The organism is Dactylosporangium sp. NBC_01737 (genome assembly GCF_035963215.1).
Classification (GTDB): domain Bacteria; phylum Actinomycetota; class Actinomycetes; order Mycobacteriales; family Micromonosporaceae; genus Dactylosporangium.
The window spans coordinates 10,193,686-10,212,759 of the sequence record NZ_CP109153.1; the positions used below are offsets into that span (position 1 = coordinate 10,193,686).

The following is a 19,074-nucleotide window of genomic DNA, read 5'->3' on the forward strand; positions in this document are numbered from 1 at the left end:
TCGTCGACGGCGCCTGAGCACCACCTACGCCACCTCGCCGGTGCGTGCCGTCGCGGCCGGGGCTTGGACGCGCTGTTCGCCGTCCACCTGGTCAAGGAGAACGACCTGGTGCTGCCACTGCCGGTCAGTGCACCGCATGTCTCCCCGGCCGAGATCCTGGCCGGGATGCACGAATTGCTCGGCGCCGACGACGTCTCCGCGGCGCCCAGCGCCCCGGCCGGGGTGCTCAGAATGGCCGACGACGGTGAGGACCCGGAGCGCGGTCTTTCGTCTGGCTCGACGACGAGCCAAGGGACGCGGAGGGGTCAATATTCGCCCGCCCGTCCGCAGAACTCGCCGACGCCGCCGAGGACCCCGCCGAACGTTCGGCAAGGATGACGTTCGTCGTCGTCGGCGCCGGTTACACCGGCGCCGAGGTCGCCGCGCAAGGCCAGCTGCTCACCGCCGACATCGCCGCCCGCCACCCCCGGCTGCGCGGCACCCGGCCACGGTGGATGCTGCTGGACACCGCCGACCAGGTACTGCCCGGCATGGACGCCCGGATGGCCGCCGATGCGCAGCGCGTGTTGCAGGGTCGTGGCGTCGAGATCCGGCTGGGCACATCGGTCCGGGAGGCCGCCGGCGATGGGCTGCGCCTGACCGACGACCGGTTCGTGCCGTCGCGGACGCTCGTGTGGTGCGTCGGGGTCCGCCCGGACCCGGTCCTGGAGAAGGCGGGACTGCCCACCGAGAAGGGCCGGTTGTGCGTGGACGAGCACCTCACGGTCCGCGGCCATCCGGACGTCTACGCCTGCGGTGACGGCGCCGCGGTGCCGGATCCGCAGCATCCCGGGCAGGCGACACCGATGACCGCGCAGCACGCCGTGCGGCAGGGCAAACTCGCCGCGCACAACATCGCCGCCTCCTACGGCATCGGCACCCGGCGGCCGTACCGGCACCGGGACCTCGGCTTCGTCGTCGACCTCGGCGGTTGGCAGGCTGTCGCCAATCCGCTGCACCTGCCGCTGTCCGGACCTCTCGCCAGGGTCGTCGCCCGCGGCTACCACCTGGCCGCGCTGCCCACGAACCGGCTGCGGACCGCGGCTGACTGGCTGTTCACCGCCACCGGTCGCCGTCAGGGCATCCAGCTCGGTCTCGTGCCCCGCCCGGCGGTGCCGCTGGACACCGACGCACCGGAACTCACGCGTCACGAGCGGTGAAACGGGCTCGACCCCGCCCGTGCGACAGGGGCGGGGCCGGCCGGACATTGTCGGCGCGGCGTGGGCTACCAGGCGCCGGGCTGGTCGCGGTAGCTGGAGGTGTAGTAGTCGCCGACGCGGTCGCGGTACTCCGGAGTGGCCTCGACCTTGTACCCGGCGAGATCCGCGTCCGTTCGATCCATGTTGAGGAGGGGTACGTCAGCGTCATGGACGACCTTGCGCACCCGTCTCGTACCTCGCCCTGCCGACCGGACTGCCGGTGTACGACCGTGACGGCACCCGGATCGGTGTCGTCGAGCACGTGCTGGCCGACGAGGGCAGCGACATCTTCCACGGCCTGGTCGTCCGGGCCGGGTATCTGATGGACCGGCCGGTCTTCGCCGCGCGCGGCCAGGTCGACACCGTCTATGAGCGCGGTGTCACCCTGACCGTCACCGCCGAGAAGCTGCAGGAGCCGGCCGAGGACCCGATCGCCGCCGATGCGACCGACGACTCGGCGGCGGAGCAGGCCCGCGAGGGACTCCGCCGCGCGTGGGAGTGGCTGCAGCGCCCGCGGTGACTCCGCTGTCGATCCGTTCACCGTGCGCGGGTCCGGTTTCACCGAGCGTGGGCGTGGCGGAACTGTTCGAGGATCTGCTCGACGTCGGTGTCGGTGAGCTGGCGGAAGTCGGCGTACCAGGTGCCGACGGCGGTGAACGGCTCCGGCGCACGCAGGCAGATCACGGTGTCGGCGTCGGTGGTCATGGCGTCGCGGGCCGCACGCGAGCAGACGGGGACGGCGAGCAGGACGTGCTGTGGCTGCCGGGTGCGGAGCCAGCGCAGGGCGGCGCGGGCGGTGACGCCGGTGGCGAGGCCGTCATCGACGAGGACGACGGTGCGCCCGGCGGTCTGCGGTGCGGGCCGTTCGCCTCGGTACCGGCGGAGGCGCCGGCTGATCTCGGCGCGTTCGTGGGCGACGGCGCCGGCCAGGTCCTCCTCGACGAGGTCCAGATACTGCAGTGCTTCGGTGTTGAACACGGGCGGCCCGTCCTCAGCCAGCGCGCCGACGCCGTACTCCGGGTGGTGAGGTGCGCCGATCTTGCGGGCGATGACGATGTCGAGGTCGCCGTCGATCACGTCGGCGACGCGGGCGGCGACCGGGACGCCGCCGCGCGGCAGGGCGAGCACCAACGGCCGGCCACCGTCGCCGGTGACACCGGTGAGGTGCCGGGCGACCTCGGCGGCCAACGCCCGGCCGGCGTCGGCCCGGTCGGCGAACATGGCCCGCGCCGCTCCCCAGGTCATCGCCGTGCTCCGAGGTGCTGGCCGAACCAGTCCGAGGCCAGCACCGTCACCTGTTCCAGCGTGCCCGGCTCCTCGAACAGGTGCGTTGCGCCGGGGACGATACGCAGCTGTGTCGGCGCGGTCATCGCCGCGGCGGCCTGCCGGTTGAGCTCGAGCACCGGCGCGTCGAGCGCGCCGACGATGAACAGGGTCGGCGCCGCCACGTCCGGCAGCGCCGCACCGGCGAGGTCCGGCCGGCCGCCGCGGGACACCACCGTCCGCACGTCGGTCGGTCGTTGCGCGGCGGCGACGAGGGCGGCTGCCGCGCCGGTGCTCGCCCCGAACAGCCCGATCGGCAGACCGGTAAGGGTCGGCTCGGCACGGATCCAGTCGATCGTTCCGGCGAGCCGGCCCGCGAGCAGGGCGATGTCGAAGCGCCACTGCCGGGTCAGCGCGTCAAGTCGTTCCTCGTCCGTGGTGAGCAGATCGATCAGGACCGTCGCCAGTCCATGCCGCTGGAACGCCTCGGCGACGGCACGGTTGCGTGGACTGTGTCGGGAACTGCCGCTACCGTGCGCGAACAGCACGACTCCCACAGCCGATTCCGGCACGGTGACGTCACCGGCGAGCTGGACGTCGCCGACGGTGACCAATTGGGCGGTGGCGTTCACAGACACGTCGGACCTCCTACGATCTCAGACGCCGGACGGGAAGGTCTCCGGCTCGAACACGTCGACGGCGCGGGTCAGCAGGGGGCGGACGCCGTGGGACTCGTCGAACCAGCAGAACGCGTCATACCGGTCGCCGAGCACGGTCGGCACGTAGTTGCCCCAATGTTCCCGTTCCGGGTCGTACACCACCCCGATCGCCCGATGGCCGAGCTCGTCGGTGAGCAGGTCCGGGCGATCCCGCGGAGGGAAGACGAACAGCGCCTGCGGCGGCGCCGCGGTGTGCAGGACGTCTTCGACGGAGCCGCGCCGTGCCGGCGGCACCGGCATCAGCTCCATCGGCTCGCCCCACGCCGCCCCGGCCATGACGGTGCCGCGATGTGTGCCGAAGCCGACCAGCACGACCTGGCCGGCGCCGTAGCGCTGCCGGGCGAGCTGACCGATGTTGACCTCGCCGACGTCGGCCATGTCGGTGGCGCGGGCGTCGCCGACGTGCGTGTTGTGCGCCCACACGACCGCCTTCGCGCCGGTGCCGTCTTGGCTTCCGTCTTGGCTTCCGTAATGGCGCAGCAACCGGTCGAGGGTGTCGTCCATGTGCCGGTCGCGGACGTTCCACGACTCCCGGCCACCACGAACCATCGCCCGGTAGTACCGCTCCGCGCCGGCGACGACCTCGGCGTTCTGCCACACCCCGAACCGGCCCGCACCGTCGGCCGCAGCGTGCTGCCGTAGCTGGATCAGCAGGTCGACGACCTCGTTCTCGCAGCTGACCGGCACGAACCGGGTGGCGAGCGCGTAGTTCTGGGCGTCCTCGGCGAACGGCTCGAAGCACCGGTACGCCGCCAGCGCCGCCGGCACCTGCGCCGGGTCGTGCTCACGCAGGTACGTGACGATCTCCCGCAACGACTCCCACAACGAATACACGTCCAGACCGTGGAACCCGACCCGCGCGGCCGGGTCGACCGACGCGTTGTGCGTCCGCAGCCACCGGCAGAAGTCCATGACCTCCTCATTGGCCCACATCCAGGTCGGCCACCGCTCGAACGCCGCCAGCGCCGCACGAGGATCGTCGGGCGCGTCGGTGGCGCACCGGACACTGCGGTCGACCCGGTCGCAGTCGGGCCAGTCGCCCTCGACCGCCACGAACGAGAAGCCCAGCTCCTCGACCAGCCGGCGGGTGAGCGCCGCCCGCCAACGGTAGAACTCATGCGTGCCGTGGCTCGCCTCGCCCAGCATCACGACCCGCGCGGCGCCAACCCGGTCCAGCAGCACGTCAAAGTCACCGGGGACGGTCAGCGGCGCGGCCAGGGCCGCGACCTCGTCGCCGTAGCGTCTCACCACGTCACCGTCCCGCCAGATTCCGCGAACCCGGCGCACCCGGCGCACCCGCCAGGTCCGCCGGTGGCGGGCCGGGTTCCTCTCCCTGCTGGTTCCTCTTCACGGTGCTGCGCCGGCGTCGGCGCAGGGGCCGGCAAGTCGGTGAGGTCGATCGGGCGTTCGATGTCCGGCTGGCCGGCCGGGTCATGCACCGTCATGCTGTTCTCCCGTACCCCAGATCGGGTGCCCAGGCCGCCGGGTCCTGCTGTGACCGGGCAGCGGTCACCACTGTGGTCACCTACCCGGCGCCCTGGCGTCTACCCATCAATTCCGTCAGTCGTGGAGCGTCTCGGACCTGCCGGTGCGCACAGTAACGGGTTTGACAATGCGCCGGGTGCAGGCGAGCCACAGCACGGCGAGCAGGACGCTGCCGGCGATGTCGGTCGGGTGGTGCCCGCCGCGGTACAGGCGCGCAGCGGCCACCGCGGCGGGCAGCAGCACCATCGCGCTCACGGTGAGCCACCGTGCCGCCAGGCGGGTGGTGCCGTACCAGGCGAGGAGCGCGGCGGCGCCGTACGGCACAGCGTGGCGGCGACATGCCCGGACGGAGCGCTGGCCATGGGTGGCAGGTCCGGCTGCAGCGGCTGAAGCTGCGGCCGGGCCCGGCTCACCACGGTAGCGGTGACCAGGAACAGCACCACCTCGCCGGGCACGGCGATCCACAGGAGCAGCACAGGCCGCCAACGACGGAACACGGTCGGCGCCAGGACTCCGGCGGCGATGGCACCGGCGACGATCCACAGGGTGTCACTGGCCCGGTTGGCCACGGTCGCGGTCGCGGTCCAGGCGGGACTGCGATGCTCAGCGAACCAGGCGACGATCGCGCGGTCGGCACGCCCGAGGCCGGTGTCGTCCAGGATTGCCGCCGGTTACGCCACCGCCGGTGTGAGGGCTAATGGTCGTCGGTTTGTGTCGCGGCCCAGCGTCCGGGGTAGCCGACAGGCATGATCACAACGGCACTGCGGCATCCCGACCCAGCCATCAGCCCCCGGCAGATGAACACCCAGTGACCAATACTTGGTCTGCGGGTGGTGTTCTCAACCTTCAACGCCGGTGGACGTGTGCGGGGCCCCGACGGGCTTGGACTCCGGGGATCCGCGTTGACGTAGGTAGATGGCGAGTACGGCCATGGAGAACACGGCCAGGAGCTCGGACTGCCAGTTCTGCAGGGTCCGGTTCCAGAAGTCCGGTTCGGTCAGGTAGTCGAGCCAGGTCACTGGCTCCTGCAGCTGGCTGAGTTGCCGTTCGTTGAACGTGACGACGCCGGCGATGGACTGTGCGAGCCAGGACAGTAGAAAGACTGTGCCCATGACAAGGCCGAGGGAGTTGGACAGCAGGTGCCGCCGCCAGCCGGCGGCCTTCGCCCAGCCCGGGGAGTCGTCGCGGGCATGCGGGCCGACGAGCTGGTCCTCGTCGGATTCGGTGCCGGCCTGGTCCAGAGATTTCGACTCCGGTGAGCCTTTCTGCAGCAGCCAGACGGTGAGCACGATGTAGAGGAAGAACTGCAGGTACTCCGACTGCCAGTTCTCCGCCACATCCACGGCGAAGGACGCCGAGGTGAGGTAGCGGCCCATCGAAACCGTCGGCAGACCGTCGGCGAGCTGCTGCTGGTTGAAGTCCGCGTGCCCGGCGAACGCCTGCCCGGTCAGGGCGAGCAGGAACAACACACCGAACACCAGCCCGAGAGAGTTCTCCCGCACGACCTTGCGCATCGAACCACCTTCGCTGCTCATCGGTGCAGCAACCCGATCGTGATGAAGTAGGCGAGACCGACACCGACGACGACCAGGCACAGCACGAACAACGTCCGCATCTCAGCCTCCCTGGAGCACACAGTCGTACGGGCGTTCGCCCAGCGGCCGGCAGCCGGAGGCGACCCGCCAGCCGCCCCGGAACACCGCCAGGAACAGGGTGTCGTCGTCGAGGACCACCCGAGCCCACTGGCCGTACACGTCGACCCGACGCACTGTGCCCGGCTCGGGCAGATTCTCGTCGAGGATCGCTTCGGCGCAGCCGACGTTCATGGACTGCTCGAGCGCAGCGATGGTGCTCGGCGCGAGGAGCACGCACGCGGCCGTACCGTCACGGTCGTGGACGGCGGTGAGCAGGCCAACCGCCGCGTCGGCGGCCGCATCTCGGCGTGCCCCGCTGTCCCCGCACCCTCCCAACGACACGGCGACGGCCACCAGCACCGCAGCCGGCGACGCCCGCCTGGATCGCATACCGATCATCGTTCCCATCCGCGACACAGGGCACACATGACCCAACCCGCCAGCAGTGGCACAGCGTTTGGTCCTGGCCGTGACTCAGATGGCGTTGTACGCCTCGTCGGTGACGTGTTCGAGCCATTCGACGACCTGTCCGTCGCGGACACTCGTGAGGGCGAGGTGGGTCATCGGGCCGTCGGGGCCGGCACCGTGCCAGTGTCTGACGCCGGGCGGGCACCAGATCACGTCGCCGGCTCGGAGCTCCTCGACCGGTCCGCCCCACTGCTGGGTGCGACCGACGCCGTCGGTGACGACGAGCCGTTGCCCGCCGGGGTGGATGTGCCATGCGGTTCGCGCGCCGGCGGTGAAGGTGACGGCCGCGCCCGTGTACGGCGCGGCGTCCTCCGCTCCGAACAGCGGCTGAATCGTCACGTCGCCGGTGAAGGACTCGGCCGGACCCGGGGTGGAGGGCTGTGCACCACTTCGTGTGATCATCGTTCGGCTCCTTTACGGCCGCAGCAGCACCTTGATCGCGCGGCGCTCGTCCATGGCCCGGTACCCGTCGGGGGCCTGGTCGAGCGGCAGCGTCAGGTCGAACACCTTGCCGGGGTCGATCTCGCGCTTGAGGATGAGCTCGATGAGCTCGGGCAGGAAGCGACGCACCGGGGCGGGGCCGCCGTGCAGGTGGACGTGGGAGAAGAACAGGTCCATGCCGGGCAGGGCGACGTCGTGGGTGACGCCGACGTAGCCGACGTGCCCGCCGGGCCTGGTCGACCGGATCGCCTGCATCATCGACTCCTGGGTGCCGACCGCCTCGATGACCGAGTGCGCGCCGAGCCCGCCGGTGAGGTCCTTGACCCGGGCGACCCCGTCGTCGCCGCGTTCGGTGACGATGTCGGTCGCGCCGTACTCGATGGCGAGTTTCTGCCGGTCGGCGTGGCGGCTCATGGCGATGATCCGCTCCGCGCCGAGCTGCCTGGCGGCCAGGACGCCGAGGAGGCCGACGGCGCCGTCACCGACGACAGCGACGGTCTTGCCCGGGCCGACTTCGGCGGCGACGGCGGCGAACCAGCCGGTGCCCAGCACGTCGGAGGCGGCGAGCAGCCCCGGGACGAGGTCGTCGGCGGGCGGCTCCGGAGTGGCGACGAGGGTGCCGTCGGCGAACGGGACCCGCAGGTACTGCGCCTGGGCGCCGTTCGCGCCGACCGGTTGGCGGTGCACGCACGAGGACTGGTACCCGGCGCGGCAGATCTCGCAGGTGTTGTCGGAGGCGAAGAACGAGCCGACGACGAACTGGCCGGGCCGCACCGTGCGGACCTCGGCGCCGACCTCCTCGACGATGCCGACGTACTCGTGGCCCATCGGCGACGGCCCGTTGATCTGTTCGATGCCGCGGTACGGCCACAGGTCGGAGCCGCAGACGCAGGTGGCGGAGACCCGGATGACAGCGTCGGTCGGCTCGACGATCCGGGGATCCTCACGCTCCTCGACGCGGACGTCGCCGGGCGCGTACAACATGGTGCCTCGCATGGAAGGTCGGTCCTTTCCCTGGTGGTTGTCAGAGCTTCTCGACGGTGACGCTGCCCGTCCACGGGGTTGATCCTGATCCCGCGGAGTGCGTACTCGAGGGCGGCGCTGCTGGTCAGGCCGAGCACGCCGTGCTCGGAAGCGTGGTACGCGGCGCGTCCGGGCAGGCCGACGAGACCACCGAGGGAGGAGCAGTTGACGATGGCACCGCTGCCTGCTCGCGCATCAGGGCCAGCTCGTGTGACCGGTGAGGTCGTAGGTGGGATTCACACCACCAGCAAACCGCGACCGAGTGGGCGGGGGGAGTCTCTGCTGATAGGTGTACTACCAGGGCACCCCAGAGATCGGTTGCCTGCCCGTACCGTCGAAGGCATGGACAACCGCGCCGAAGTCCGTGACTTCCTCGTCTCCCGGCGGGCCAGGATCACACCGGAGCAGGCCGGGCTGCCGGAGATCGGCAACCGGCGCGTGCCGGGTCTGCGCCGCGGCGAAGTCGCGACCCTCGCCGGCGTCAGTATCGAGTACTACTCGAAGCTCGAGCGGGGCGCAATCGTCGGGGTGTCCGCCTCCGTGCTCGATGCGCTCGCCCGGGCGTTGCAACTCGACGACGCCGAGCGGGCGCACCTGTTCCACCTCGCTCACGCCGCCGACGGCACCAGTGCCGGCATGCGGCCCCGCCGCCGCCCGTCGAAGCGGTGGACACCCCGGCCCAGCCTGCAGTGGGTGCTCGACCGGTTCGCCGCGCCGGCGATCATCCGCAACGGGCGGATGGACCTGCTCGCCGCCAACCACCTCGGCCGCGCCATGCACGCCACGGTCCACGACACCGCGCCCGACGGCCGGCCCAACTTCGCCCGCTTCACGTTCCTGCACCTCGACGCCGCCCGCGACTTCTACCCCGACTGGGAAACCGCCGCCGACACCTGCGTCGCCATACTGCACACCGAGGCCGGCCGCGACCCGCACGACAAGGACCTGCACGACCTCATCGGCGAACTGTCCACCCGCAGCGACGCGTTCCGCCGACGCTGGAGCGCACACAACGTCCGCGCGCACGGCGCCGGAACGAAACGCTTCCACCACCGCGACGTCGGCGACCTCGAACTCGCCTACGAGAGCATGGACCTCGTCTCCGAACCCGGGCTCTCCCTCACCCTCTACGCCGCCGAACCCGCCTCACCGACCGCCCACGCCCTCGACCTCCTCGCATCCTGGACCGCCGTGCGAACCGACGCCGACGATGCCGCCACGACCGCGATGAACACGAGCACACGCGCACAGACACGGAACGCCGAACGGTGAGACCAGCTGTTGAATGCGGCCACTGCCCCTCGCACTGAAACTTGCCGCGCGGGCAAGTACCGATGACCGCCGAGGTTCATCGAACGGTTTCGGATGGGCGCGGGGTGCGCGCGTTCGCGGCGGACGATGCGGCGGCGCCCCGCGTCCTGCTCATCGGGGCCGTCAGGCTGGGCGGTCAGGCGGCCGCCGTGGCGGTCGCCGGCTCGTTGCTCCAGTCGATGTCGATCCCGTCGGGCGCCCGGTCGACGGTGATGGTGGCGCCGTCGAGGACGTCGCCGGTCAGTAGCGTGCGGGCGATGCGGGTTTCGACCTCGCGCTGCAGGAAGCGGCGCAGTGGCCGGGCGCCGAAGACCGGGTCGAATCCCGCTTCGGCGATGAAGCGCCGGGCCGCCTCAGTGACCTCGACGGTGATCCGCCGGTCCGTGAGGCGGGCGCGGAGGTCGTCGAGGAGCAGGTCGACGATCCGCTCGATCTCCGGCAGGGTCAGCGGCTTGAACAGCACCGTCTCGTCGATGCGGTTGAGGAACTCGGGGCGGAAGTATTCGCGCAGCGCTGTCATGACCGCGGTGCGGGCCTGGTCGGTGAGCTGCCCGTCCGGTGTGACACCCTGCAGGAGGTGCTGTGATCCGAGGTTGCTGGTCATGATGATGACCGTGTTGCGGAAGTCGACGGTGCGCCCTTGGGCGTCGGTGAGCCGTCCGTCGTCGAGCAGCTGCAGCAGGGTGTTGAACACGTCGGGGTGGGCCTTCTCGATCTCGTCGAGCAGGACGACCGAGTAGGGCTTGCGGCGCACTGCCTCGGTCAGCTGGCCGCCCTCCTCGTAGCCGACGTAGCCGGGCGGCGCCCCGACGAGCCGGGAGACGGTGTGCCGTTCCTGGTATTCGCTCATGTCGAGCCGGACAAGGTTGTCCTCGGTGTCGAACAGTGCCGCGGCGAGGGTCTTGGCCAGTTCGGTCTTGCCGACGCCGGTGGGGCCGAGGAACAGGAACGAGCCGATCGGGCGGCGGGGGTCCTTGATGCCGGAGCGGGCGCGGATGACGGCGTCGGCGACGAGCTGGACGGCCTCGTCCTGGCCGATGACCCGCTCGTGCAGGATGTCCTCGAGGCGCAGCAGCTTGTCCCGTTCGCCTTCCAGCAGCCGGTTGACGGGGATGCCGGTCCAGCGGGCCACGATCCCGGCGATCTCGTCGGGTGTGACGACCTCGCGCAGCAGCCGGTGGCCGCCCTGTTTGGCGGTGAGCCGTTCCTCCTCGGCGCGCAGCCGGCGCTCCAGCTCCGGCAGCCTGCCCAGGCGCAGCTCCGCGGCGCGGTCGAGGTCGTAGCCGCGTTCGGCTGCCTCCGCTTCCCGCCGGATCCGTTCGGTCTCCTCGCGCAGTTCCTGCACCTTGCGGATCGCCTGGCGTTCGGCGTTCCACTGGGCGCGCATCGCGTCGACCTCGCCGCGCAGGTCGGCGATCTCCCGGCGGATCTGGTCCAGCCGGGCGGTGCTGGCCGGGTCGTCCTCCTTGGACAGCGCGGCCTCCTCCATCTCCAGCCGCAGCAGGCGGCGGGCGGCCTCGTCGAGTTCGGCCGGCTGCGAGTCGATCTCGGTACGCAGCATCGCGCAGGCCTCGTCGACGAGGTCGATGGCCTTGTCCGGCAGGAACCGGTCGGCGATGTACCGGTGGGACAGCTGGACCGCGGCGATCAGTGCTCCGTCCTGGATGCGCACGCCGTGGAACACCTCGAGGCGTTCACGCAGCCCGCGCAGGATGGTGACCGCGTCGTCCGGGGTGGGCTCCGGCACCAGGATGGGCTGGACCCGGCGTTCGAACGCGGCGTCCTTCTCGATGTGCTTGCGGTACTCGTCCAGAGTGGTCGCCCCGATCATGCGCAGTTCGCCGCGGGCGAGCATCGGCTTGAGCATGTTGCCGGCGTCCATCGAACCCTCGGCGGCGCCGGCGCCCAGCACGGTGTGCAGCTCGTCGACGAACACCAGGATCCGGCCCTGCGCGGCGGTCACCTCGGCGAGCACGGCCTTGAGCCGCTCCTCGAACTCGCCGCGGTACTTCGCCCCGGCCACCAGGGAGCCCATGTCCAGTGCGAAGATCGTCTTGTCGCGCAGCCCTTCCGGCACGTCGTTGTTGACGATCCGTTGGGCGAGGCCCTCGACGATCGCGGTCTTGCCCACGCCCGGGTCGCCGATGAGGACGGGGTTGTTCTTCGTCTTGCGCGACACGATCTGCACGACGCGGCGGATCTCCTCGTCGCGGCCGATGACGGGGTCGAGCCGGCCGGCGCGGGCGTCGGCGACGAGGTCCCGGCCGTACTTGGTGAGGGCCTCGTAGGCGGCCTCCGGGTTCGCGGAGGTGACCCGCTGCGCCCCGCGCAGCTCGGTGAGCTGGTTGAGCAGCCGCTCCCGGGTGACGCCGAGGTCGTGCAGGGCCCGGCCGGCGTCGGTGGAGGCACCCTCGTCGACGAGCGCGAGGAGCAGGTGCTCGACGGAGATGTACTCGTCCTTGAGCCGGCCGGCCTCGCGTTCGGCGGCGTCGAGGTCCGCGGCGAGCCGTCGGGTGACCGTCACCTGGCCGGGCTGTGCGCCCGGCCCGGTCACGCTCGGCCGGCGCCGCAGGTCGCGTTCGAGGCGTTCGCGCAGCTGTTCGACGTCAACGCCCAGGCCGGTGAGCAGCCGCACCGCGACACCGTCGGGCTGGTCGAGCAGGCCGAGCAGCAGGTGCTCGCCGTCGACGTCGGTGTGGCCGTGCCGCATCGCTTTGGTCTGGGCGTCGTGCAGTGCCTGCTGGGACTTCTCGGTGAGTCGGTTCAGGTCCATGTCCGCCTCCTGAGTTGCGCCTCGAGTTGGTCGATGCGGGTGAGCAGGTCGAGCACGATGCCGACCGCCGCGTAGTTCAGCGGCAGCTCGGCTTGCAGCCGGCGGATCCGGGCCAGCTGGACGAGCTGCGTCTGGGCGAACCAGCGGTTGCCGAGCTCGTCGACGTGTGGTTCCAGCAGGCCGAGCGCGACCAGCCGGGAGATCAGGTCCGGGTGCAGGCCGGCCGCGGCGGCGAACGCGTCCGTGGACAGGTACGGGCGGCGCATCAGGGCGTACGTCATCGGTCACCTCGCGGGTTGTACGACGACACCGTCGCCAGCTCCTCGAACAGTCGCCGTTCGGCGTCGCTCAGCTGCGCCGGCACCATGATCTTGGTCTGGACGTACAGGTCGCCCGGGGCGCCGCGCGGGTTCGGCAGGCCCCGGCCGCGCAGCCGCAGCCGCCGCCCCGACGACGTGCCGGGCGGGACGTCGACCCGCACGACGCCACCGGGCGTCTCGACGGGCACTGAGGCGCCCAAGGCCGCCTCCCACGGCGCCAGCGGGATCTCCAGCGTGATGTCGCGCCCACTGAGCTTGTATCGAGGGTGCGGCGCGATGTGCACCACCAGGTACAGGTCGCCGGACGGGCCGCCGCGGGCACCGCCGGAGCCCTGCCCCGCGAGCCGGATCCGCTGCCCCTCGGTGACCCCTGCCGGGATGTTGACCTCGTACTCGCGGGTGCGGCCGCCGAGGCCGCCGGGCAGCGTGATCCGGCGCCGGCCGCCGTGGTAGGCGTCCTCGACACTAATGGTGATCTCGGCCTGGGTGTCAGCGCCGGGCACCGGCCCGCGTCCGAAACGGTCCCCGCCACGGCCCTGTCCCCCGCCGAAGATGCTGCCGAGCAGGTCCTCGACATCAACCTCCTCACCGAAGCCGCCCCGACCGCCGAAACCGGCGCCCTGGCCGGGGAAACCGGCGCCCTGGCCGGGGAACCCGGCGCCGGCCGGCGCGCGCTGCCGTGCCCCGGCCCGCTGCTCGACGTCGTCGGGCACCTGCCGCCACTGGGCGCCGAACCGGTCGTATTTGCGGCGGCTCTTGGGATCCGAAAGGACGTCGTAGGCCTCGGTGATGTCTTTGAAACGGTCCTCGGCGCCCGGCTCCTTGTTGACGTCAGGGTGGTTGCGGCGGGCCAGCGTGCGGTACGCGCGCTGGATCTCCTCCGCCGTCGCGGTCCGCGGGACGCCGAGGACTTCATAGAAGTCGCGTCGCTCAGCCGCCATCGGATCCCCGATCCGTGTCCGATCCGTCGGACCCCTCACCAACGCTGCCGGCGCGGGCCACGGCTACGACGGCCGGGCGCAGCAGGAGCGTGTCGCCGCCGTAGCCCGGGCGGATGACCCGCACGATCGTGCCGGCTGGCACGCCCGGCTCCTCGACCGCCTCGGCCGCCTCGTGCCGGGCCGGGTCGAACGGCTCACCGACCGCACCGACCGGGCCGAAGCCGAGCCGGGCCAGGACGTCTCCGGCCTGTTCCCTGACCTGCGCCACACCCTGCACGATCGTCTCGGGGTCCGCGCCGGCGTGGCGCAGCGCGAGGTCCAGGTTGTCCAGCACGGGCAGCCACGCCGCGGCGACCCGCTGCCGCTCGGCGGTGACCCGTTCGACTGCCGTCCGCTCGGCCCGCTTGCGGGCGTTGTCGGCGTCGGCGATCGCCCGCTGCGCCCGCTCCCGCACTTCGGCGAGCGCCGGGTCCTCCGGCTGCGCCGCCCCCTGACCCTCGGGCCGGTTCGCCTGCTGGGCCGGGTCATCGGTGGAGGCCTTGATCCCCTCGCCGTTCGGCTCGGCCATGGCTCACCCTCCGCTGAAGTCGGCGTCGATGACGTCATCTGCCGGGGTCGATCGGCCGGACCGCCCAGCCGCCTGCCCGGCCTCCTGGCCCTGGCCCGCGGCCTGTCCCCCGCCGGCCTGCTGCGCGGTGGACTCCAGCGCGAACAGGATCTGCCGGAGGTCGTTGGTGAGGTTCTGCACCCGATCCATCGGCGCCTTCCCGTCGACGGCCTGCCGGGCCTCCTGCACGAGCATCCCGGCGCGGGCCCGCTCATGCTCGGGGACCTGATCGCCGAGCTCGTCGAGGCGGCGCTGCACCTGGTGCGCGACGCTGTCCAGCTCGTTGCGGGCGTCGATCTCCTGACGCGCCTGCTGGTCGGCGGCGCGGTGCTGCTCGGCCTCGCGCACCATCCGCTCGACCTCGCCCTTGTCCAGCGTGCCGCTCTCGGCGACGGTGATCTGCTGCTCGGCGCCGGTGTCCTTGTCGCGTGCGGACACGTTGACCGTCGCCGTGAGGTGCTTCGGGCCGGATGCGTCGGCGGTGATGAACGGCAGGTTCACCTGGGCCTGCGTCACCGACGACAGCATTCGCAGTGCGTCGAGCATGCCGTGCAGATGCGCAACGGCGGTCTCGATGTCGAAGTAGTGCTGCTGGGCCGCGCGGACCTCCGCCGACAGCACACCGCAGCGGTGGACCGCGGTGAAGTCCCCGTACGGGAACCGGTACCGGGCCTTGCGCCCCTGCGGGACCTCGGGATCGACTCCGAGGCGCCAGCGGCCGTACTCGGCCCCGCCGTGCTCTTCGATGAACGCGTTCTCCCGGCGCGCGGAGGGCTGGTGCTCGCTCCACGCGGCCCTGTCGTCGAGCACGGACCGCCCCGCCTCGATGAGCTGCCTGGCATGCCGGTATGCGGCGTCGTTGAGTGTGGCCGCCACCCGCCTCATCTCCTTCGGTCGCGCCGCGGTCCGTCAGGGCATCACGGCAGCGAGCTGCTTGGGCATGTTGGCCTTGACCTCCGCCCACTTGGCCGCGGTGCCGAAGCGCTTCAGCGCGTTGAGCACGACGGCGATGAGGTGTTCGATGCCGCCCTCGACGTCGAACGGGAACTCCTGCCGCACCCGCGCCTCGAACTCGGCGCGGTGCATCTTCACCGGCACCCGGCTCGGGTCCCAGCCGTCGTAGTAGATGCCGCGCACCAGCATCGGTAGCTGCGCCGCGAGTTGCGCGGACTCGTCGACCGGCAGACGGTCGCGGAGGGCGTGCAACACCGCTCTGAGTGCGGCATACGAATGGTTGCGCCGCGTCTTGGGCCACCCGAACTCACGCTCGATGTCGTGCAACAACTGGTTCGTCTTGTCCACGGTGGTGTCGAACGAGTCGTAGCCCGTACCGCCACTCATTTGGTCCTCCTCCGGTTGGTAGGAGCGTGCACTACCCTGCCAGGGCCGGGCCATACGGACGACGCTCCTCCCGTGCAGCTTTTGCCTCCAGAGCGGCAGGCGGTGCCGGCGAACAGAGCGGCGGGTGCGCTCAGCTCTGGCGCTGATCGATAATCTCGTCCGGCTGGTAGAGGTACGCTGCCTGCCGAACCGACTCGTCGCTCTCCAGGCCGGCGCGCAGTGCGCCGCCGATCGTGGCCACCGAGCACGCCAACCAGGCGATGGCCAGGAAGTCACCGGTGCCGGCTGGACGGCCGAGCGCGTCGGTCAAGCCGGCCTCGGGCACCAGCAGCTGTACGCCGCCGGGCGGTGTGCCGGTCGTCACCGGCGAGCACGGCGGTGACGAGCCGGACGGTCGTCTCACGCGCACGACTGGCGACAGCGATCGGGCCGAGCGCCGGAATCGACAGCACCGCGACCGAATGGGTGGCGCTGGCGTGCGCGACAACCGGCCGCCGGGACGTCTGCAATGGCAGATCGGTCAAGCACACCGTGAGCTGCCAACCCTCGTGCAACATGCGGCGACGGGCGGCGTCGATCAGCTGGGACAGCTCGGCGGGGCGGTCGACGAGCCGGTCGATGAGGACGCAAACGGTCCAAGCGACGCCCGGCGAACTGGTGGCGAGCATGTCCGGAAGCTGGTCGACGACCTGGCGGGCCAGGTCCGCGGCCGGTCCGGGCGACGCGACCAGCCCGACGATCACCGGGTCAGCCTCGCGACGTCGCGGCGGGCCCTCACGTACCGGGCGTACTGACAACCGCATCGGTCCAGCACAACCGCCATCCGTCCGCGCGCTCCTGACCGGAGACCCCCTCGGTGGCGGCCCGCGGAAGATCGCGCTCGCCGAGGTGCCGGCCGCGGGACGCCGGTCGCCGCCCCGGGGACACGGTTCCTGCGCCCACAGTGCGAGCAGACGATCTCGCCGCTCATGCGCGGGACCTACCCATAGCCGTGGCGGTCATACACGGTGTACGCCCACGCCAGATCCCCGGCGTGGCGACCCGTCCCGCCTGGCCACGCGTACGCCCGGTCCTACGGTCACAGCTCCTGGGGTGCACGGGAGACCGATTGGGTGCTCGGTCACGAGAATCCCGGTGAGGTGATCGAGGTCAGAGCACCTCGAGCGGAGCAGGGCCGTGGATCAGTACGTACGTGCCCGGGCCCCTGAGCGTGTTCTGTTCACGATCGGCCCCGCTGGTCGAACTCCTCCGGGCTGGCTCCACCGGGCAGCCGGGTCTGGAAGTCCAGCACGCCGACCCAGGTCGGGCGGACCGCGATGCGGAACATCCTCGTGCCCGGGTGGTCGACCGCAGCGATATTGGCGGCGCCCTGCTCCGAACCGGCATAGCGGTAGTGAGCCAGGATGTACTCCGGAACGATCCCGTCGACCTCGGTGACCTCGGCCGGGCCGCGAATGAGCAGCACCTCGGGCGGTGTGGAAGCGGCGTCGATGGTGATCGCGACCGCCGGCCGGGCGCGCAGGGCAGCGACCTTGGCTCCGCCGAACGTGGAGAGCACCAACTCGGTCCCGGTCCAATGGTCGGTCCACGCCCTGAAGACCAGGCGGCGTGGTGCCTCGAAGACCCGGGTGATGGTGAACTCTCGGGTGGGTGTGCTGTTGGCGGCCGAAGTCTCAGCCATTCGTATCGCCTTTCTGTATGTCTTGGAGGTGAGCGGAGAGGCGATCGAAGCTGCCCTCCCAGAGTTGCCGGTAGCGCTCCAACCAGTCGGTGGCTTCGCGCAGCGGTGCGGGCTCCAGGCGGCACGGACGCCACTGGGCGGTGCGCCCGCGGCTGATGAGTCCGGCTTGCTCAAGCACCTTGAGGTGCCTGGAGACCGCCTGCAAGGTGAGCGGCAACGGCTCGGCCAGTTCGTTGACGGTGGCCTCGCCCTCAGCCAGCCTGGCGAGGATCGCCCGGCGGGTCGGATCGGCCAAGGCGGCGAAGGTCGTGCTGAGCTGCTTGGTATCCATGTCCTATTCAATCGAGATGCTAATTAACCAACTCGTTGAATATACAGGTGGATGCCGCGACGTCAAGACGACTACGGGCGGCGCAAGCAACGTGATGCTCCGACGGCTCCCGTTCCACCAGACCCACCGGACCTGCTCGACGGCACCCGCCGAGCTCCCCCAGCAACCCACGCGCCTTGCTCAGCGTCAGAGACGACGACCTTCAAATCGACACACCGAAGACGCTCGGCATTCATCCGCAACTGCCGACCACAGCCAACGCAAACAGAGGCTCGGACCGATGCGCAGCCTGCGCACTGCCGGAGTTGGCACACTATCGACCGGCGTTGTACGGCCGCTCGGGGTGGCCCGGCACGAGGCGGCACAGCAGCGCCGCCACGGCGCCGGTGACCGCGCCGACGATCGTTCCGGTGACGAGGCTGGACACCGCGGCGACGGTGCGGACGATGCCGCTCTGCACCGTGGGGCCGACGTCGGTGAGGTTCCCGCCGAGGGTCGGGGTGTTCCCGTCGAAGGCGGTGTCCCACAGCAGTTGATGGCCCGCTGCAAGGAACACGCCGTAGAGCGCACCGATGACCAGGACGGTCACGAACGGGTGTGCCGGCCGCTTCAGTAGGACCGCGGCGATCCAGCACAGCGGTGGCAGGAAGACCAGCAGTCCGTTGACGAAGCTGCCTTCCTCGATGACGCCGAGGTCGTGCAGCGCGACCCGGGGAGCGGCCAGTGCGGCCAGGCCGACCAGCACCGGCCAGGAGAACCCGAGCGCGCGGCGCGGCCGGGTCATCGCGCGACCTCTGCGACGGCTGCCGCGCGGGCCGTGTCGCGGGTGAAGCGCAGCAGTGCGGTGAAGGCGAGCGCGGCGGTGACCGCGCCGCCGGCGAGGCGCACCCAGTGCCCGGCGACGAACTCCTCGGCGACCTGCCGCAGGTGCTCCGGGGAGTGGGTACCGACCGGGTCGACGAACATGATCTCGTTGCGTGGCCAGAAGAACACCGCGGAGAACGCGAACTCGCAGGCGATGAAGACGCCGGCCGCGCCGGTGATCCACCATCGCAGCCGCGGGTCGCGCCACGTGAGCAGCACCGCGGCGAGGCTGCTGAGCACCACCGTGGCGCCCAGCGGCGGGAAGTAGTCGCTCGGGCCGGCCGCGACCATGAACTCGCGGGCTCGCTCCAGCGACGCCGGGGCGTCGCCGAAGATGTTCGGGTAGAGCATCACCGTCTCAGCCGCAACGCCACCGAACGACAGCATCGCCGTCCACACGAGCACCACCAGCACGATCCAGGTCACTTTGGTACGGGACACGTTCGAGTCCTCCTGCGTCGATGCGCGCCGTCCCAGGCGCGATCCATGTGGTCGTCAACCATGCTGCGGTCCGTGAGCGTTGCCGTCTGCCGCCTGCGGGAGCGGACCGGAGTCGCTTCCTGGCGTACGCGGCGCCGGGGACCTGACGCTCCACGGCGACAGCGCAAGCACGGCGCGCCGTTCTACGCTGCTG

Annotated in this window: 24 protein-coding genes and 2 pseudogenes; 5 read left to right on the forward strand and 21 right to left on the reverse strand. The window is 71.1% G+C overall.

Annotated features, from left to right (window positions below):
- Positions 1-63 precede the first annotated feature (63 nt).
- The 3 genes and pseudogenes from OHA72_RS46740 to OHA72_RS46750 all read left to right on the forward strand — a co-directional run bounded on the left by OHA72_RS46740 (position 64) and on the right by OHA72_RS46750 (position 1,758).
- Positions 64-378 (forward strand): hypothetical protein, encoded by a 315-nt coding sequence (locus OHA72_RS46740; protein ID WP_327002554.1) that lies wholly within the window; start codon positions 64-66, stop codon positions 376-378.
- Positions 330-1,199, forward strand: a pseudogene (locus OHA72_RS46745) (NAD(P)/FAD-dependent oxidoreductase); the annotation flags it as partial. The gene OHA72_RS46740 and the pseudogene OHA72_RS46745, both read left to right, overlap by 49 nt.
- Before the next feature lie 259 nt (positions 1,200-1,458).
- The gene (locus OHA72_RS46750) at positions 1,459-1,758 is read left to right on the forward strand and encodes a hypothetical protein (protein WP_327002555.1); all 300 of its coding nucleotides are present in this window, start codon (positions 1,459-1,461) and stop codon (positions 1,756-1,758) included.
- A 38-nt stretch (positions 1,759-1,796) separates the two neighbouring features.
- Here the strand turns inward: OHA72_RS46750 and OHA72_RS46755 are convergent, their stop codons facing one another.
- From OHA72_RS46755 to OHA72_RS65175, 10 genes and pseudogenes are all read right to left on the reverse strand, one after another.
- Complete coding sequence (locus tag OHA72_RS46755) at positions 1,797-2,483, reverse strand: phosphoribosyltransferase (protein WP_327002556.1); 687 nt, start codon at positions 2,481-2,483, stop codon at positions 1,797-1,799.
- Complete coding sequence (locus OHA72_RS46760) at positions 2,480-3,133, reverse strand: dienelactone hydrolase family protein (protein ID WP_327011794.1); 654 nt, start codon at positions 3,131-3,133, stop codon at positions 2,480-2,482. The genes OHA72_RS46755 and OHA72_RS46760 overlap by 4 nt, the downstream gene beginning before the upstream one ends.
- Positions 3,134-3,157: 24 nt before the next feature.
- A complete protein-coding gene (locus tag OHA72_RS46765) occupies positions 3,158-4,468 on the reverse strand; it encodes an erythromycin esterase family protein (protein WP_442788391.1) in 1,311 nt (436 codons plus the stop codon).
- Positions 4,469-4,780: 312 nt separating this feature from the next.
- The gene (locus OHA72_RS46770; protein ID WP_327002557.1) at positions 4,781-5,029 is read right to left on the reverse strand and encodes a phosphatase PAP2 family protein; all 249 of its coding nucleotides are present in this window, start codon (positions 5,027-5,029) and stop codon (positions 4,781-4,783) included.
- On the reverse strand, positions 4,957-5,274 hold the full coding sequence (locus tag OHA72_RS46775; RefSeq protein WP_327011972.1) for a phosphatase PAP2 family protein: 318 nt from the start codon (positions 5,272-5,274) through the stop codon (positions 4,957-4,959). Before OHA72_RS46775 ends, OHA72_RS46770 begins: the two co-directional genes overlap by 73 nt.
- A gap of 270 nt (positions 5,275-5,544) precedes the next feature.
- Positions 5,545-6,219, reverse strand: a complete 675-nt coding sequence (locus OHA72_RS46780; RefSeq protein ID WP_327002558.1) for a DUF6766 family protein — start codon at positions 6,217-6,219, stop codon at positions 5,545-5,547.
- Between the two features lie 102 nt (positions 6,220-6,321).
- A complete protein-coding gene (locus tag OHA72_RS46785) occupies positions 6,322-6,729 on the reverse strand; it encodes a hypothetical protein (RefSeq protein WP_327002559.1) in 408 nt (135 codons plus the stop codon).
- An 84-nt stretch (positions 6,730-6,813) separates the two neighbouring features.
- Positions 6,814-7,209 (reverse strand): (R)-mandelonitrile lyase, encoded by a 396-nt coding sequence (locus OHA72_RS46790; protein ID WP_327002560.1) that lies wholly within the window; start codon positions 7,207-7,209, stop codon positions 6,814-6,816.
- A gap of 12 nt (positions 7,210-7,221) precedes the next feature.
- Entirely contained in the window at positions 7,222-8,244 is a 1,023-nt protein-coding gene (locus tag OHA72_RS46795; RefSeq protein ID WP_327002561.1) for a zinc-dependent alcohol dehydrogenase family protein, read from the reverse strand.
- Positions 8,245-8,363: 119 nt separating this feature from the next.
- A pseudogene (locus tag OHA72_RS65175) lies at positions 8,364-8,507 on the reverse strand (SDR family oxidoreductase); the annotation flags it as partial.
- A gap of 106 nt (positions 8,508-8,613) precedes the next feature.
- Between OHA72_RS65175 and OHA72_RS46800 the strand changes: the two are divergent.
- The gene (locus OHA72_RS46800) at positions 8,614-9,543 is read left to right on the forward strand and encodes a helix-turn-helix transcriptional regulator (protein ID WP_327002562.1); all 930 of its coding nucleotides are present in this window, start codon (positions 8,614-8,616) and stop codon (positions 9,541-9,543) included.
- Between the two features lie 175 nt (positions 9,544-9,718).
- Here the strand turns inward: OHA72_RS46800 and clpB are convergent, their stop codons facing one another.
- The 7 genes from clpB to OHA72_RS46835 all read right to left on the reverse strand — a co-directional run bounded on the left by clpB (position 9,719) and on the right by OHA72_RS46835 (position 15,928).
- Positions 9,719-12,355, reverse strand: coding sequence for an ATP-dependent chaperone ClpB (gene clpB / locus OHA72_RS46805; RefSeq protein WP_327002563.1), 2,637 nt, complete (start codon positions 12,353-12,355; stop codon positions 9,719-9,721).
- A complete protein-coding gene (locus OHA72_RS46810) occupies positions 12,346-12,636 on the reverse strand; it encodes a chaperone modulator CbpM (protein ID WP_327002564.1) in 291 nt (96 codons plus the stop codon). The genes clpB and OHA72_RS46810 overlap by 10 nt, the downstream gene beginning before the upstream one ends.
- The gene (locus OHA72_RS46815; protein WP_327002565.1) at positions 12,633-13,616 is read right to left on the reverse strand and encodes a DnaJ C-terminal domain-containing protein; all 984 of its coding nucleotides are present in this window, start codon (positions 13,614-13,616) and stop codon (positions 12,633-12,635) included. The genes OHA72_RS46810 and OHA72_RS46815 overlap by 4 nt, the downstream gene beginning before the upstream one ends.
- Entirely contained in the window at positions 13,606-14,184 is a 579-nt protein-coding gene (locus OHA72_RS46820) for a nucleotide exchange factor GrpE (RefSeq protein ID WP_327002566.1), read from the reverse strand. The genes OHA72_RS46815 and OHA72_RS46820 overlap by 11 nt, the downstream gene beginning before the upstream one ends.
- A 3-nt stretch (positions 14,185-14,187) precedes the next feature.
- Positions 14,188-15,099: an Hsp70 family protein gene (locus OHA72_RS46825; protein WP_327002567.1), complete on the reverse strand. Its 912-nt coding sequence runs from the start codon at positions 15,097-15,099 to the stop codon at positions 14,188-14,190.
- A 33-nt stretch (positions 15,100-15,132) separates the two neighbouring features.
- Positions 15,133-15,564 (reverse strand): DUF2267 domain-containing protein, encoded by a 432-nt coding sequence (locus tag OHA72_RS46830; protein WP_327002568.1) that lies wholly within the window; start codon positions 15,562-15,564, stop codon positions 15,133-15,135.
- A 130-nt stretch (positions 15,565-15,694) separates the two neighbouring features.
- Positions 15,695-15,928 carry a hypothetical protein gene (locus OHA72_RS46835; protein WP_327002569.1) on the reverse strand — a complete coding sequence of 78 codons (234 nt, stop codon included), beginning with the start codon at positions 15,926-15,928 and terminating at the stop codon, positions 15,695-15,697.
- On the opposite strand from OHA72_RS46835, the gene OHA72_RS46840 reads away from it, so the two are divergent.
- Complete coding sequence (locus OHA72_RS46840; RefSeq protein ID WP_327002570.1) at positions 15,915-16,358, forward strand: hypothetical protein; 444 nt, start codon at positions 15,915-15,917, stop codon at positions 16,356-16,358. The two genes, OHA72_RS46835 and OHA72_RS46840, sit on opposite strands and share 14 nt — an antisense overlap.
- 425 nt (positions 16,359-16,783) lie before the next feature.
- On the opposite strand, the gene OHA72_RS46845 is transcribed toward OHA72_RS46840, so the two are convergent.
- The 4 genes from OHA72_RS46845 to OHA72_RS46860 all read right to left on the reverse strand — a co-directional run bounded on the left by OHA72_RS46845 (position 16,784) and on the right by OHA72_RS46860 (position 18,881).
- Complete coding sequence (locus OHA72_RS46845) at positions 16,784-17,245, reverse strand: SRPBCC family protein (RefSeq protein ID WP_327002571.1); 462 nt, start codon at positions 17,243-17,245, stop codon at positions 16,784-16,786.
- Entirely contained in the window at positions 17,238-17,576 is a 339-nt protein-coding gene (locus tag OHA72_RS46850; RefSeq protein WP_327002572.1) for an ArsR/SmtB family transcription factor, read from the reverse strand. The genes OHA72_RS46845 and OHA72_RS46850 overlap by 8 nt, the downstream gene beginning before the upstream one ends.
- Positions 17,577-17,889: 313 nt before the next feature.
- Positions 17,890-18,360, reverse strand: coding sequence for a hypothetical protein (locus OHA72_RS46855; protein WP_327002573.1), 471 nt, complete (start codon positions 18,358-18,360; stop codon positions 17,890-17,892).
- Entirely contained in the window at positions 18,357-18,881 is a 525-nt protein-coding gene (locus OHA72_RS46860) for a DUF1772 domain-containing protein (RefSeq protein ID WP_327002574.1), read from the reverse strand. Before OHA72_RS46860 ends, OHA72_RS46855 begins: the two co-directional genes overlap by 4 nt.
- Between the last annotated feature and the right edge of the window lie 193 nt (positions 18,882-19,074).